Origin of the sequence: Spirochaeta thermophila DSM 6578 (assembly GCF_000184345.1) — a bacterium.
Classification (GTDB): domain Bacteria; phylum Spirochaetota; class Spirochaetia; order Winmispirales; family Winmispiraceae; genus Winmispira; species Winmispira thermophila.
In genome coordinates this window covers 2445882-2460126 of sequence record NC_017583.1, presented here as the reverse complement: position 1 = coordinate 2460126, position 14245 = coordinate 2445882, and the positions used below count along the sequence as shown (strand labels likewise).

General features: G+C 63.6%; 15 protein-coding genes. 9 read left to right on the top strand and 6 right to left on the bottom strand.

The genetic code is table 11. The features are described from left to right. The first annotated feature begins 40 nt into the window (after positions 1-40). The gene (locus SPITH_RS11230) at positions 41-2005 is read left to right on the top strand and encodes a phosphoenolpyruvate carboxykinase (GTP) (RefSeq protein WP_014625767.1); all 1965 of its coding nucleotides are present in this window, start codon (positions 41-43) and stop codon (positions 2003-2005) included. Positions 2006-2121: 116 nt separating this feature from the next. After that, positions 2122-2553, top strand: coding sequence for a PilZ domain-containing protein (locus tag SPITH_RS11225; RefSeq protein WP_245523397.1), 432 nt, complete (start codon positions 2122-2124; stop codon positions 2551-2553). Positions 2554-2621: 68 nt separating this feature from the next. Here the strand turns inward: SPITH_RS11225 and SPITH_RS11220 are convergent, their stop codons facing one another. From SPITH_RS11220 to SPITH_RS11210, 3 genes are read right to left on the bottom strand one after another with little or no spacing between them, the layout of a single operon-like run. Continuing rightward, a complete protein-coding gene (locus SPITH_RS11220) occupies positions 2622-3848 on the bottom strand; it encodes a sodium ion-translocating decarboxylase subunit beta (protein WP_014625765.1) in 1227 nt (408 codons plus the stop codon). 9 nt (positions 3849-3857) lie between these two features. Continuing rightward, positions 3858-5657: a biotin/lipoyl-containing protein gene (locus tag SPITH_RS11215; RefSeq protein WP_014625764.1), complete on the bottom strand. Its 1800-nt coding sequence runs from the start codon at positions 5655-5657 to the stop codon at positions 3858-3860. 24 nt (positions 5658-5681) lie between these two features. Beyond that, positions 5682-5897: an OadG family protein gene (locus SPITH_RS11210; protein WP_013314923.1), complete on the bottom strand. Its 216-nt coding sequence runs from the start codon at positions 5895-5897 to the stop codon at positions 5682-5684. Positions 5898-6028: 131 nt separating this feature from the next. Here SPITH_RS11210 and fabD point away from each other — a divergent pair, with 131 nt between their 5' ends. From fabD to fabF, 3 genes are read left to right on the top strand one after another with little or no spacing between them, the layout of a single operon-like run. Continuing rightward, positions 6029-6961 (top strand): ACP S-malonyltransferase, encoded by a 933-nt coding sequence (fabD, locus tag SPITH_RS11205; RefSeq protein WP_014625763.1) that lies wholly within the window; start codon positions 6029-6031, stop codon positions 6959-6961. Between the two features lie 11 nt (positions 6962-6972). Beyond that, positions 6973-7716, top strand: coding sequence for a 3-oxoacyl-[acyl-carrier-protein] reductase (fabG, locus tag SPITH_RS11200; protein ID WP_014625762.1), 744 nt, complete (start codon positions 6973-6975; stop codon positions 7714-7716). A gap of 19 nt (positions 7717-7735) precedes the next feature. Further along, on the top strand, positions 7736-8977 hold the full coding sequence (fabF, locus tag SPITH_RS11195; protein WP_014625761.1) for a beta-ketoacyl-ACP synthase II: 1242 nt from the start codon (positions 7736-7738) through the stop codon (positions 8975-8977). A 52-nt stretch (positions 8978-9029) separates the two neighbouring features. Here the strand turns inward: fabF and SPITH_RS11190 are convergent, their stop codons facing one another. Then, positions 9030-9482, bottom strand: a complete 453-nt coding sequence (locus SPITH_RS11190; protein WP_014625760.1) for a hypothetical protein — start codon at positions 9480-9482, stop codon at positions 9030-9032. Between the two features lie 83 nt (positions 9483-9565). On the opposite strand from SPITH_RS11190, the gene SPITH_RS11185 reads away from it, so the two are divergent. The 3 genes from SPITH_RS11185 (at position 9566) to SPITH_RS11175 (ending at position 12472) form a co-directional block, all read left to right on the top strand. Continuing rightward, entirely contained in the window at positions 9566-10255 is a 690-nt protein-coding gene (locus SPITH_RS11185; RefSeq protein WP_014625759.1) for a response regulator transcription factor, read from the top strand. Then, positions 10252-11607 carry a sensor histidine kinase gene (locus SPITH_RS11180; RefSeq protein ID WP_014625758.1) on the top strand — a complete coding sequence of 452 codons (1356 nt, stop codon included), beginning with the start codon at positions 10252-10254 and terminating at the stop codon, positions 11605-11607. Before SPITH_RS11185 ends, SPITH_RS11180 begins: the two co-directional genes overlap by 4 nt. Before the next feature lie 112 nt (positions 11608-11719). Beyond that, a complete protein-coding gene (locus SPITH_RS11175) occupies positions 11720-12472 on the top strand; it encodes a DUF2202 domain-containing protein (protein ID WP_014625757.1) in 753 nt (250 codons plus the stop codon). Between the two features lie 42 nt (positions 12473-12514). Here SPITH_RS11175 and SPITH_RS11170 read toward each other — a convergent pair whose 3' ends face one another. Further along, a complete protein-coding gene (locus SPITH_RS11170) occupies positions 12515-13105 on the bottom strand; it encodes an HDIG domain-containing metalloprotein (RefSeq protein ID WP_014625756.1) in 591 nt (196 codons plus the stop codon). Beyond that, the gene (locus SPITH_RS11165; protein ID WP_014625755.1) at positions 13102-13467 is read right to left on the bottom strand and encodes a hypothetical protein; all 366 of its coding nucleotides are present in this window, start codon (positions 13465-13467) and stop codon (positions 13102-13104) included. The genes SPITH_RS11170 and SPITH_RS11165 overlap by 4 nt, the downstream gene beginning before the upstream one ends. A gap of 78 nt (positions 13468-13545) precedes the next feature. On the opposite strand from SPITH_RS11165, the gene SPITH_RS11160 reads away from it, so the two are divergent. Further along, on the top strand, positions 13546-14238 hold the full coding sequence (locus SPITH_RS11160; protein ID WP_245523396.1) for an SOS response-associated peptidase family protein: 693 nt from the start codon (positions 13546-13548) through the stop codon (positions 14236-14238). Positions 14239-14245: the final 7 nt, after the last annotated feature.

Here is a 14245-nt window from a genome sequence, read left to right as displayed (position 1 = left end):
AGGCCCTTCGGCCGAAAACCCAGGGAAGGAGTCGTCGTATATGTTAGAGCTCAAGAAAGGTCTCGATATCCTCTCCGAGGTGGGTGGGGTGAAGACCCTCTCCGAGGCGGAGGCGATCTTCAAGAAGAACCTCGATGCCCAGAACCTCGCGAAGCTCGAGAGGATAAAGAACGAAGAAGCGCGCCTCAAGATCGCCAATGCGATCGCCATGTGCGAGCCGGACTATGTCTTCATAGATACCGGCTCCCAGGAGGACGTGGATACCATCCGGAAGTGGTCGCTCGAATGGGGAGAGGAGGAGCCGTTGGCCCTCCCGAGGCACACGGTGCACTTCGATCTCCCCCAGGACCAGGCGCGTCTGGTGAAGCAGACCTTCTACATCGTGAACGAGGGTGAGAAGACGAGCGCCCTCGCCCGTTCCATCCCCCGACAGGAGGCCCTCGAGTACGTGCAGAAGTACATGAAGGGCATCATGAAGGGGATGACCATGATGATCGGGTTCTTCGACAGGGGCCCGGTTGGGGCACAGGCCGCCATTCCGGCCATCGAGATCTCGAGCTCGTCCTACGTTCTCCACTCGGCGGAACTCCTCTACCGGAACTGCTACGAGCAGTTCGACGCAGAGGTGGCGCGGAAGGGGATCTTCTTCACCAATGTCCACTCGCAGGGACCCAACAGGCCTGAGGACGTTCCCAATGCGCGCATCTTCATGGACAGGAGCTGGTTCACGACCTTCTCCACGTTCTGTACGTATGCGGGGAACACCCTGCTCCTCAAGAAAGGCAACCACCGGTTCGCGGTGGACTACTCCACCTACTACAAGGTCGAGGAGGAGCTCTCCGAGCACATGTTTATCACCGGGGTGAAGGGGCCTGGCGGCAGGGTGACCTACTTCGCGGGTGCCGCGCCCTCCGGCTGCGGCAAGACCACCACGGCCATGGCCGGCGACGAGTTCATCGGGGACGACCTCGCCCAGATGTGGATCGAGAAGGACGGGACGCTCCGCGCGGTGAACCCCGAGAAGGGGATCTTCGGCATCGTCGAGGACGTGAACTGGGAAGGTGATCCGCACCTCATGAAGGTCCTTCGGCATGAGGGGGCTGAGGTGATCTGGTCGAACGTGCTCATCGACGAGCACAAGAAGCCCTTCTGGACGGGGTGCGGGGAGGAGCTTCCCGAGCGCGGCCGCAACTTCCAGGGCGAGTGGTGGAAGGGGAAGACCGACGAGAACGGGAAGCCCGTTCCGCCTTCGCATCCCAATGCCCGCGTGACCCTCCTCTGTGAGGCCATCGAGAACCACAACACGAAACTCGCCGAGGATCCCTCCGGGGTTCCCGTCAAGGTGATCACCTACTCCGGCCGTGACAGCGACACCATGCCCCCCATCTGGGTCGCCCGCACGCCCGACGAGGGAGTGGTGATCGGCGCGTCCATCGTCTCGGCCGCCACGGCCACCGAGATCGGCGTGACCGGCGTGCGGAGACAGCCGTGGGCCAACGAGCCGTTCATCCCCGGACCCCTCGGCGATTACATGGAGGCCCAGTTCCGCTTCTTCAACTCCAAGAAGTTCTCGGAGAAGGGAAGGCCGATCATCGCGGGGCTCAACTACTTCCTCACCCACGAGGCGAGGGGCGGCAAAGGCAAGGGCCTCCTCGGCGAGAAGCGTGACGTGAAGGTATGGCTCGGTTGGCTCGAGCTCTTCGCCAACGGGGACGTGGAGGCCATCGAGACGCCCATAGGGTATATCCCGAAGTACGAGGACCTCAAGAAGCTCTTCAAGGAGAGAATCGACAAGGAATACCCCTACGAGCTCTACGAGATGCACTTCTCCCTCTACATCGACAACATCCTGGCCCGGATCAACCTCCAGCGGGAGGCGTACGGCAAGGATCAGGGTATCCCCAAGAGACTCTTCGAGGTCTACGACGAACAGGAGAAGGCGCTTCTCGCCCTCAAGGAGAAGTTCGGTCCTGTCGTGAAGCCCGAGCAGCTCGCTCAGGGCTGATTCCCTTCACGTGAAGGCAGGAGGACGTCGCCGGGCGACGTCCTCTCTTTTTTTGCACTTCCCGTGGTATTCGGTGTATACTTGAACGTAGGAAGGGGATGTCAGAGGAGGCGCGCGTGGCCGACGGGAGAGAACGCCGGAGATTCCCCAGGGTGCCTGCCGAGTTGAAGGTGGGATACGAACTCGCACACTGGAAGGAAGACGACCCCGCCGCTGTGCACCATCCCGTCTACGTGCGGACGCGGGACGTCAGCCTGGGCGGGGTGGGGCTCGCGGACGTAATCTACATCGACAGACACGCGTTCCATCAGCTCCTCACCGGCAAGAGGAAGGTGCGGCTCGAGATACACCTGCCGGGAAGGGAGGAGCCTCTCTACTGTTTCGCCCGCCTCGTCTGGGGCCACGAGCCCGAGGGCGACGTGGTGAAACGGGCGGGTTTCGCCTTCATCGACGTCTCTCCTCTCTTCTTCCACGAGCTTTCCTCTTTCATTGAGGCGCATCTCTCGGGAAAGGCTTCCCACGGGGGCCGGCAGGCCTCCGGGGGGTGAGCGAGGGCGCCTGAAGAAAGAGGCCCGCAGCGCGGGCCTCTTCTCGTGTGGTCTGTGTCCTGCGGGGATCAGCCGCCGGCCATCACCGGGATGACGGCGAGGAGCACGCCGGCCGCCACGGCGGAGCCTATCACCCCTGCCACGTTCGGCCCCATGGCGTGCATGAGGAGGAAGTTGTGCGGGTTCTCCTGCTGGCCCACCCTGTTGGCCACGCGGGCCGCCATGGGCACGGCGGAGACCCCGGCAGCCCCGATGAGGGGGTTGACGGGGTGCTTCTTTGAGAGGACGTTCATGAGCTTGGCCAGGAGCACGCCGGCCGCGGTGCCGAGCGAGAAGGCCAATGCACCCAGGACGAGCACGCCCAGGGTCTCGAGGTTGAGGAACTTGTCGGCCTCCATCTTCGAACCCACGGCGAGGCCCAGCATGATGGTGACGATGTTGATGAGGGCGTTCTGCATGGTGTCCCAGAGCCGATTCACCACTCCGCACTCACGTGCGAGGTTGCCGAACATGAGGGCGCCGAGGAGCGGGGTGGCACTGGGCAGGAGGAGGATGCACAGGCCCAGCGTGGCGAGCGGGAAGACGATGCGCTCGGTCTTGGTGACGTGGCGGAGCTGCTCCATCTTGATGCGGCGCTCCTCCTTGGTGGTGAGGAGCTTCATGACGGGCGGCTGGATGATGGGCACGAGGGCCATGTAGGAGTAGGCCGCCACGGCCACGGCTCCGAGGAGTTCGGGCTTGAGCCGGGAAGCCACGTAGATGGAGGTGGGCCCGTCGGCCCCTCCGATGATGCCGATGGCGCCCGCGGCATAGAGGTCGAAGTTGATACCCGGCACGAACTTGCCGAGCACGAGGGCACCGAGGAGGGCCCCGAAGATCCCGAACTGGGCCGCGGCGCCCAGGAGCAGGGTGCGGGGATTGGCGAGGAGCGGCCCGAAGTCGGTCATGGCCCCCACCCCCATGAAGATGATGAGGGGGAAGACCCCGCTCGTGACACCCGCGTCGTAGAAGAAGCCGATGAGCCCGGTCTTCACCTCTTCGAGGCGCATGAACCCTTCACCGATCACTCCGTGGAGCTCGGTGTGGGCCGCGATCTCGGCGAACGGGATGTTCGCCAGGATGGCGCCGAACCCGATGGGCACCAGGAGGAGGGGTTCGAACTCCTTCTTTATCGCGAGGTAGAGGAGGACGAGCCCCACGAGGATCATGAGGAAGTTCCCCCAGCCGCCCGGCTGGAGGAATCCGTAGAGACCGGTGGTCATCCACAGTTCTTTGAGTCCATCCCACAATGACATGGCGGCCTCCTACTCTATCTCTACGAGGACGTCGCCGGCCTTGACGTGATCGCCCTGTTTCACCAGGATGGCGGCCACGGTGCCCGTTTTGGGGGCGTAGATGGGGTTCTCCATCTTCATGGCCTCGAGGACGATGATCTCCTGACCGTCCTCGACATGATCCCCCTCCTGCACGGGGATCCGAAGCACCAGGCCCGGGAGGGGTGCGGTGACCTGAGCGCGTTCACCCGAGGGAGCGCCGGAGGAGGCCGGAGCGTCCTCCGCCTCCTTCACCTCTACGGTGTAGGTCCTGCCGTTGACCACGGCCGTGGAACCGTCGACCTTCACCTTGTAGCTCTTTCCCCCGAGTGTCACGGCATAGACCTTGGCTCCCGAGGCGGTCTTCTCCTCTTTTCCTTCCTTGCTCCGGTCGATCTTCCTCACGTTCACCTTGGCCTCGCCCTTGAGGAACATGACCCCCTTGTCCTTACACGTGGCGGCGATGAAGATGTTCTCCTCGGTGACGGGCAGCCCCGCCTCCTGGAGCATCTTCTTGGCGGCCTCGATCCCCTTGTTGGGGTCCCGGTCGTTGATGTCGACCACCTTGTCGGTGGTGGGTTCGAGGCCGAGCTGTTCCTGGGCGATCTTCACGATCTCGGGATCGGGCGGTACCGGGGTCTTACCGAAGTAGCCGAGGACCATCTTCCCGTAGCCCTCGGCGATCTTCGTCCAGGGCCCGAAGAGGGTGTTGTTGAAGGCCTGCTGGAAGTAGAACTGGGAGACTGGTGTCACCGAGGTGGCGAACCCTCCCCTCCGGACCACTTCCTCCATGTTCTTTATGATGTCGGGGTACTTGTCCATGAGGCCGTTGTCGCGGAGCATCTGGGTGTTGGCCGTGAGGGCCCCACCGGGCATGGGGGAGAAGGGAATCCGGGGTTCCACTGCGAGGGCCTCGGGCGGCTTGAAGTAGTCGGCCATGCACTCCTTGAAGACCTCTTCGACCTCCATGATCTTGTAGGGATCGATCCCCAGATCGAACTCGGTACCCCGGAGTGCGTGCCACATGGTGAGCACGTCGGGCTGACAGGTGCCACCGGAGACCGGGGCGAGCGAGAGGTCGATCTGGTCGGCTCCCGCCTCGAGGGCCGCCATGTACTGGGCGATGCTCACTCCTGCGGTCTCGTGGGAGTGGAACACGAGGTGTACGTCGTCGCCCAGGAGTTTGCGCGCGCCCTTGATGGTCTCATGGACCTTCTTCGGCACCGAGGTGCCCGATGCGTCCTTGAAACACACGGAATCGAAGGGGATGCCTGCGTCCAGGATCTGCCTGAGGGTGTCGATGTAGAACTCGGGTGTGTGGGCGCCCTCGCATCCCGGGGGAAGTTCCATCATGGTGACCACCACCTCGTGCCGCAGCCCCGCTTCGGCGATGGCTCTTCCGGAGTCGATGAGGTTGTTCACGTCGTTGAGGGCATCGAAGTTCCGTATGGTGCTCACGCCGTACTTCTTGAAGAGCTTGGCGTGGAGCTTGATGATATCGCGCGGCTGGGAATCGAGCCCCACCACGTTCACGCCCCTCGCGAGGGTCTGGAGGTCCACATCGGGGCCTGCGACCTCGCGGAGGGTCTTCATCATCTGGAAGGCGTCCTCGTTGCAGTAGAAGTAGAGGGACTGGAAGCGAGCGCCTCCCCCTATCTCGAAGTGGGTGAGGCCGGCCTGTACCGCGGCCTCGAAAGCGGGGAGGAAGTCTTTGGTGAGCACACGCGCGCCGTACACGGACTGGAACCCGTCACGGAACGCGGTGATCATGAAGTGGACTCGTTTCTTCATGGCATGTCCTTTCTTTGAAAAGTATTAGTGTCGCGTATGATAGGTGACGGCCGCGATGGCCGCGGCGATCTCGGCGGACGCGTCCGCCTGTTGCGGCACCGGTTCCTCCTTCTCGGGGAAGAACCTGAGGATGATCTTCGACGAGAGGTTCATGATGATCACCAGGAGTGAAAGGAAGGCGAAGACCACCCCCATACCCAGGACCATGAGGATGAGGCCCTGTTCGAGGATATGATTCATAGACACTCCTTGTTGCTGGGGTTTTGAACGAAGTATAAAGATACGGAAAAAAGAGTGCAAGGCGGGCGGACGATATTCGGCCGTTGACCGATAAAACGAAATACGGTATGGTGGATGCAAGGGAGGATGCCATGACGTATGCCTTTCTCTTCCCCGGTCAGGGGGCCCAGTACTCCGGTATGGGGAGGGATCTGTACGAGGCGAGTCAGAACGTGAGAGACCTCTTCGCCCTCGCGGAGGATGTGACGGGGCGTGACCTCACCCGGCTCATCTTCGAGGGCTCGGAGGAGGAATTGAAGCGCACTGACAACACCCAGATCGCCGTCACGCTGGTGAATCTGGCGGCGGCCGCCTATCTTAAGGAAAAGGGGATAGAGGCCTCGGTGTGTGCGGGGTTCAGCCTTGGGGAGTATGCCGCCCTGGTGGAGGCGGGTATCCTCACCCCGGAGCAGGTGTTTCCCATTGTGGTGAAGCGGGGGGAGTGCATGGAGCGGGCCTCCCGGGCCTGGGATGAGCGGGGAGGAAAGACCGGGATGAGCGCGATCCTGGGGCTCCCTCCGGGGAAGGTGGAGGAGGTGCTCGAGGGAGCGGGGGTCCCCGATGTGTACATCGCGAACTACAACAGTCCGGTACAGGTGGTGCTTTCGGGGACCGAAGAGGGGCTCGCAAAGGCCGAGGAGGTCTGCAAGGCCGCAGGGGCACGTCGGGCGGTGCGGCTCAGAGTGTCGGGGCCGTTTCACTCTCCGCTCCTCAAGGAGGCCCAGGAGGAGTTTGCCGACTTCCTCGCCGGGTACTCGTTTGCAGATCCCGTGAAAAAGGTGTATTCTAACGTCACGGCGCGGCCGCTCACCTCGGGCGAGGAGGCGAAGCGGATGGCGGTCGCACAGATCACGAGCCCCGTGCGGTGGACGGAGGAAGAGCAGGCCCTTCTCGAGGAAGGGGTGCAGCGGGCCCTCGAGGTAGGACCGGGCACGGTGCTCTGCGGCCTCTGGAAGGCCCTCTCGGCGGAGGTGCCCTGCCTTCCGGCGGGTACCCGTGAACAGATAGAGAAAATCACAGGATAAAGGAGTGTGGTATGCTTTTGAAGGACAAGAAGGCTCTCGTGACCGGAGGCTCCAGGGGTATCGGGGCCCGGATCGTGCGCCTCTTTCTCCAGGAGGGGGCATCGGTGTGGTTCGTGGACCTCAATCCCAGCGAGCACATGGAGGAGTTCCAGTCCCTCGCCGCTGAACGGGGGACCACGGTGGCCTACAAACAGTGCAACGTGGCCGACGAGGAACAGGTGGACAAGGTGGTGGGGGAGATCCTGGCCGAGAGCGGCGGGATCGATGTGTTGGTGAACAACGCCGGCATCACCAGGGACGGGCTCATCTTCCGCATGTCGTTCGATGACTGGGAGAGCGTGCTCAGGGTGAACCTCACGAGCGCGTTCCTCTTCTCTCGGAGGATCGCCCATGCCATGGCCCGACAGCGGGAGGGGTCCATCATCAACATCTCCTCCATCGTGGGTGTGCACGGGAATGCGGGACAGTGCAACTACTCCGCCTCCAAGGCGGGGCTCCTCGGCCTCACCAAGAGTCTGGCCCAGGAGGTGGCGAGCCGCAACGTGCGGGTGAACGCCATCGCACCCGGGTTCATCGATACCCCCATGACCCAGAAGCTCCCGGACAAGGTGAAGGATGCCCTTCTCTCCCGTATCCCCATGGGGCGGCTGGGGCAGCCCGAGGAAGTGGCGAAGATCTGTCTCTTCCTCGCCTCGGATCTCGCCTCGTATGTGACCGGCCAGGTGATCGGCGTGGACGGCGGGATGGGGATGTGAGACCATGAAGGAGGACCGGATGAAGAAACGCGTGGTCATCACCGGGATGGGGGCGGTGACGTCCCTCGGACACTCGGTGTCCCAGTTGTGGGAGGCGGTGAAGCGTGGCGAGTGCGGGATCGACAGGATCACCCACTTCGATACGACCGAGTACGCGTGCAGGATCGCCGCTGAGGTGAAGGACTTCGATGCCCGGGCGGTGATAGGGAAAGAGGCGCGGAAGATGGATCCCTTCTCCCAGTTCGCCGTGGCTTCGGCCATCGAGGCGATGAGGGACGCAGGGCTTGCCGACGGTGGGGTGGATCCTGAACGGCTCGGGGTGGTGATCGGGAACGGGATCGGGGGGTTCGAGACGCTCGAGGACTCGTTCCGTACGCTCTTCGAGAAGGGGCCTTCACGGGTGGCGCCTCTCACCATCCCCAAGATCATCGGGAACATCGCCCCCGGGAATATCGCGATGTACTTCAACGCCCAGGGGCCGTGCTACACGATCACCACGGCCTGCTCCTCCGGTACCGACGCCATAGGGGAGGGCCTCCGTCTCATCCGTGAGGACGAGGCGGACGTGGTGATCGTGGGGGGGACCGAGGCGGCCATCACGCCGCTCGGGATTGCAGGGTTCATCGTGATCCAGGCCCTCAGTACGAAGTACAATGATAGCCCGAAGAAGGCCTCGAGGCCCTTCGACAAGCATCGTGACGGGTTCGTGATGGGTGAGGGGGCCGGGGTGCTCATCCTCGAGAGCCTGGAGCACGCGAAGGCCCGCGGTGCGCGGATCCATGCCGAGCTCGCAGGGTACGGCATGACGTGCGATGCCTACCATCTCACTGCGCCGCATCCCGAGGGGAGGGGGGCGGTGAAGGCCATCCAGCGGGCACTCGGGGATGCGGGGCTCTCACCGGAGGATATCGACTACGTGAATGCCCACGGGACCTCGACCCCGCTCAACGATCCCATCGAGACCAGGGCGATCAAGCAGGCCTTTGGCGAGCATGCGTACAAGCTCAAAGTCTCGTCGACCAAGTCCATGACGGGCCACTGTATCGGCGCCGCTGGGGCGATCGAGGCCATCCTCTCCACCATGGCCATCGTGGATCAGTTCTTCCCTCCCACCATCAACCAGGAGGAGCCGGATCCGGAGTGCGACTTGGACTATGTGCCCAACGAGGGGAAGAAGGGGAGGATACGGGCCGCCATCTCGGAGACCTTCGGTTTCGGAGGGCACAACGGGGTGGTGGTGATCAAGGAGTACCGGGAGTAGTCCATGGGAGCGAAGGAGAGGTGAGGCGCTGTGGGACCCCCACGGCGCCTTTTCATGAGGGGAGGGTCCCCCTCTCCTTGAACTCGGGGAAGTGGTATTCGATACGGCCCGAGTCGGTGATCTCCATGCTCGCATAGCCCTTGGAGGCGAGCTGCTCCAGCATCTTCTCCGCCTCTTTGAGCGTGAGTTCTGTCTCCACCGCGAGGATGGTCGGGGTGAGCACCCCCCCGTGTCTCCTCGCGACGAGGAGGATCTCCTTCTCCCTGTCGCCGGATGGTCTGCGGCGCGTCCTCCGGGCGAGCTGGGTGAAGAGTTTCCTCAGTCCGTGGAGGAGGGGGATGATGCCGGCGAATACGAGCGGGAAGACGAAGAATACGATGTTGGTGGTGCTCCAGAGTACGCCGAATACCAGGATCATCGAGAGGCCCGAGATGATTCCTTCCTCGTGATACCGATCGTGTCTTTCGGGATGGTCGTCTTCGTCCCACCTGCGCCTGTGCGGCATGTGTCCTCCTCCGGGGTTCTCTACACACTATACGAAAAAAGCGCGGACTTGTCATCTCCGTGTTTTGTGCGCACAATGGTGGTATGTCCAGGGTGTATCTCGTAGAGGATAACGCGGCGATCAGGGAGGCGGTCTCGCTCTACCTTCGAGTGGAGGGGGTCGAGGTGGTGGAGTTCGATGGGGTGAGGGGGGTGGTGGAGAGCATGAGGCTTCAGCGTCCGGACGTGTGTATCATCGATGTGATGCTCCCGGACGGCGACGGGTTCTCGCTCGCGCGGAGGATACGGGAGCGGGACGGGAAGGTGGGTATCGTCTTCCTCACTGCACGGGAGGCTGAGAGCGACAGGATCCTCGGCTTCGAGGTGGGGGCCGACGACTACGTGGTGAAGCCGTTCTCTCCGCGGGAGCTGGTCTTGAGGGTGAAGGCTTTGATGCGGCGTATGGGTGAGGGAGGAGAGCGGGGGGAGGCGGGCGAGGTGGAGTGGGAGGGGCGGCGGCTCCGGGTGGATGGCGAGTTGCCCATGGCGGTGGTGGAGGGGCGCGAGGTGCGGCTCACCCCGGCCGAGTGGCGTATCCTGAGGCTCCTCGCCTCCTCGCCGGGGCGGGTCTTCACGAGGGAGCAGATCCTGGGGGAGGCCCTGGACTATCTCTACGAAGGGTCGGCCCGCACGGTGGACACGCACATCAAGAATCTCAGGGCCAAACTGGGGATTTCCGATTGGATCGAGACGGTGCGGGGGATCGGGTACAGGATGATGGGGGTGCGGGTATGAGGTCGCTCATGGGGAGGATCCTCCTCGCCTTTGGGGTGGGGTTCGGGGTCTTCGTGCTCCTCTTCTCCGTGGTGGTGGGGGTGTCGGCCAGGGCGTCCCTGGGTGCCTTGGAACGAACACGGGAGGCGCGGATCAGGGAGGAGGTGGTGGAGGCCCTCGAGGAGGTGGCGGCGGAGGGGCGGTTCGTACGGGTCGAGGTGATGCGGGTCTTGAGGCCCTACGCGCCGTTCCTCCAGGTGGTGGTGGTGCTCGACAAGGAACGGCGGCCCGTGGCGGCCTGGATGAGGGGGGAGCCGGGGATGGGGATGCGGGGGATGATGGGGCCGGGGGGCGCGGGGGATGTGCCGGGGGAGGTGTGGGAGGGGCTGCGGTGGGATTCGGTGAGGGTGGATGGCCGGGTGGAGGGGTACGTGGGGCTCCGGGTGGCGGGGTTCGGTGCGTCCGAGGAGGAGGGTGCGCTCACGAGGGGGTTCCTCGTGCCGTTCGTCACCGGGGGGGTGGTGGCGTTGATCGGTTCGGGGGGGGTGCTCCTCCTCCTCGTGCGCGACTTCGCCCGTACGGCTCGGCGTATGGCCGAGGGGTTGGTGCGGATCGCGAGGGGGGAGCGGGGGGTGGTGTTCCCTGAGGCGTCGATCGAGGAGCTTTCCGCCATAGGGAGGGCGGCGGTGTCCCTCCAGGAGCAGCTCCTCAGGGAAGAGCGGCTGAGGGCCCAGTGGTCCCAGGATGTGGCGCACGACCTCCGTACCCCGATCGCGGCCTTGCGGGCCCAGCTGGAGGCGATGAGGGATGGGGTGTTGGAGGTCTCCGGGGAGCGGTTTGCACTGGTGCTGGATGAGCTGGCGCGGATCGAGGCCCTCATCGAGGACCTCGCGCTCCTTACTCGGGTGGAGGATCCTGCGCGGAGGGGGCTGCGGGAAGAGGTGGCGCTGGGGCGTGTGACGGAGGAGGTGGTGGAACGGCTCCGGATGCTGGGCGAAGGGAGGGGGGTGGAGGTCTCGGTGGAGGATGGGGGGGTGGTGCTCGGTGAGGGGGATCTCCTGGTGCGGATGGTGGAGAACCTGGTGCGCAATGCCTTCCAGCACGCGTCGGGAGAGGGGCCGGTGAGGGTGCGGGTGGAAAGGGATGGGGCGGAGGTGGTGCTCCAGGTCGAGAATCCCGGCCGGATCGGAGAGGAGGAGCTCCCGTTAGTGTTCGAGCGCCTCTATAGGGGGGAGCGTGGGCGGCACAGCAGGGGGAGCGGGCTGGGGTTGGCGATCGTGCGGGCGGTGGTGGAGGGGCATGGGGGGCGGGTCGAGGCGACGAGTGCGGAGGGGTGGGTGCGGTTCACGGTGCGGCTTCCCGTCTCCTCGTGATTCTTCATGGATCCCCTGCGGTTTCTTCACAGAATCTCCATACAAATCGGGTAGATTCTCATACGTACCGTACGTGGTACGGGATGAGATCAACACTGTAAGGAGTGGTGTGATGAAGCGAAGAACAATGATCGTGGCGTGTGTCCTCCTGAGCACCTCGGCCCTCCTCGTGGCCGCCCCCGGAAGACCGGGTATGCCATACGGCGTTTCTCCGCAGAAGGCTGAAGCGGGGACTCAACCTCAGAGGGGATACGGGAAAGGTCCGGGCGCATTTTCTTTCTTCCAACAGATACCCCCCTCCTCGCTCTCGACGCAGGAGAGGGAGGATCTCCTCTCGCTCCTCGAATACGAGAAGGCGATGAGGGATCTCACGGACCTCTATGCGCAAAAGTTCCCTCAGAGCCTCTTCGCCTTCCAGGCCGAACGGCAAGGTGAAGGGTACCTCTTCGACTTCTTCCTCGATCGGTACGAAATCGAGAATACCCTCGAGGGGAAGCCTGCAGGCGCTTACAGTTCCTCCGAGGTGACCAGGCTCTACAGGGAAGCGGAGAAGGCCGACTCCGTGGCGGAGGCGGTACAGGCCATGAACGCGTTCACGGAGCGGATGCTCGTCCAGGTGAGGGAAGGGCGGGAGCACTCGGACAACGAGGACCTCGATCTCGCCTACCTCTGGCTCGAGCAGGCGCTCGCACGTCGACTCGCCGCAGGGGTGAGGCAGCTCTCCCTGGTGGGTATCACCTACAAGCCCAGGTATCTCTCCCAGGAGGACTACGAGGATCTCCTCCTGGGGAGAGGATGGATGGGGGGACATGGTCCCGGCATGATGGGGGGACCCGGCATGGGAGGGGCAGGACCCCGGTGGTGAAGAGACAGACTCACGAAGCGGCGCCTTTCGGGCGCCGCTTCTTCATGAAGAAGGTGTCGCCGGGTTTCCCTCGAGTCCGATCGAAGCCGCCACAGGCTTCATGCCTTCGATGGTCTCCGCGATGAGTTCGGAGAGTTCCATCCCCAGCATCCGGGCCCCTTCCTCGATGAGTCCCCTGTCCACCCCGGCCGAGAAGCTCTTCTCCTTCCACTTCTTCTTCACCGATTTCGGGGTTAGGTCGAGGATGGAGCGGGAGGGCCTCACGAGGGCGGTGGCGGCGATGAGTCCCGTGAGTTCGTCCACCGTGAAGAGGACCTTCTCCATGGGGTGCACGGGTTCCACGTCGGTCACCCTCTTCCAGCCGTGGCTGAGGATCGCGCGGATGTAGTCTTCCGGCCACCCCGCTTCACGGAGGATGATCGGGGTCACCTCACAGTGACGATCCGGATGCCTCTCGTAATCCAGGTCATGGACGAGACCGATGATGTACCACTTGTCCGGAGGTTCACCCATCTTCTTCGCGAAGTGCTCCATCACCGCGGCGACCGCGAGGCAGTGCCGCCTGAGGTTCTCCGATTCGATGTGGGCGGTGAGGAGGTCCCACGCCTCGTCCCTCGTGGGTATGTGGCTCATAACACCTCCTTGGCGGTGAGGATGTCCATGAACATGGGGCGGGAGACGTAGTTGCTCTCGTGGAAGAGTCTGCCCCTGTGATAGTAGCGGAGGTAGGGTATGAGGTGGTTCCCCCAGGTCGTTTCCTTGAACGTGAGGAAGGGGGCGAAGAGAGGGCTTCGGTTGTACTCCACCCAAAAAACCGAAAGGTCTCCCCTCTCTTCGGCGAGGGGGAGGAGCCATTCGGCCATGTGGGTCCATTGCGGACACCAGTCCTGGGTGAACAGGGTCACCACCAGAGGGGTTCGTTCCCGTACCTCCAGGGGGAGCTCACCCTCTCTCATGGTGAGATCCAGGATGGTATCGGTGATGCGCGCGTGCATGGACCAACGATACCAGGTTACAGGGCGAAAGGGAATACCTGACAGGGGAAACGGGTCATGCTAGTATGAGGTGTGTGCGTGAGGATTTCGTTGACGATGGAGCGGGATGCGGTGGAGGAAGCCCTGGGGACGCCCCTCCCGGAGGGGTTTCCCTCGGGCTTCTCTCACGTGTGTGCCTATACGCGCCCCAGGGTGGGAGTGTTGTTCCACCGGCGAAGGTCCGTGCTGCCGGGAGTCGCCCGGTGGGGGCTCGTGATCCTGCAGGGAGCCGGGCGCGAGACCGTGGTGCCGAACGCGCGGTGGGAGACCCTCTCCGAGAGGCCCCTCTTCAGGCGGCTCCTGGAGAGGGGGGAGCGCTGCGTCCTGGTGCTGGATGGGTTCTACGAGACCGTCCGACGGTACGGCGTGGTCTATCCGCTCTATTGCCGTAAGCGGGCGGGTGGTCTCTTCTTCCTCGCGGGCCTGCTGGATGTGGGGGAGGGACGCGGGAAAGAGTCGAGATGTGTGGTGCTCACCCGATCCCCGCGGAGGGGGGAGCGTGGCCTTTTCCCGTGGCCGAGGGTGCCTTGCATCCTGGAGCAGGGGGAACTCGGTTCCTGGATCATGGAGGGGCGCCTCACATCCGAGGGACCCTCCCTCGATGAGTATGAAGTGTATCCCGTACGCGATCACATATTGAAGGACCCCTCCTATCGGGGAGCCGATGCGACGACTCCTTTCCGGTACAGCGGGCTTGAGTCACCCGATCTTTTTGACGAAAAAAGGAGTTGAAGGCCGG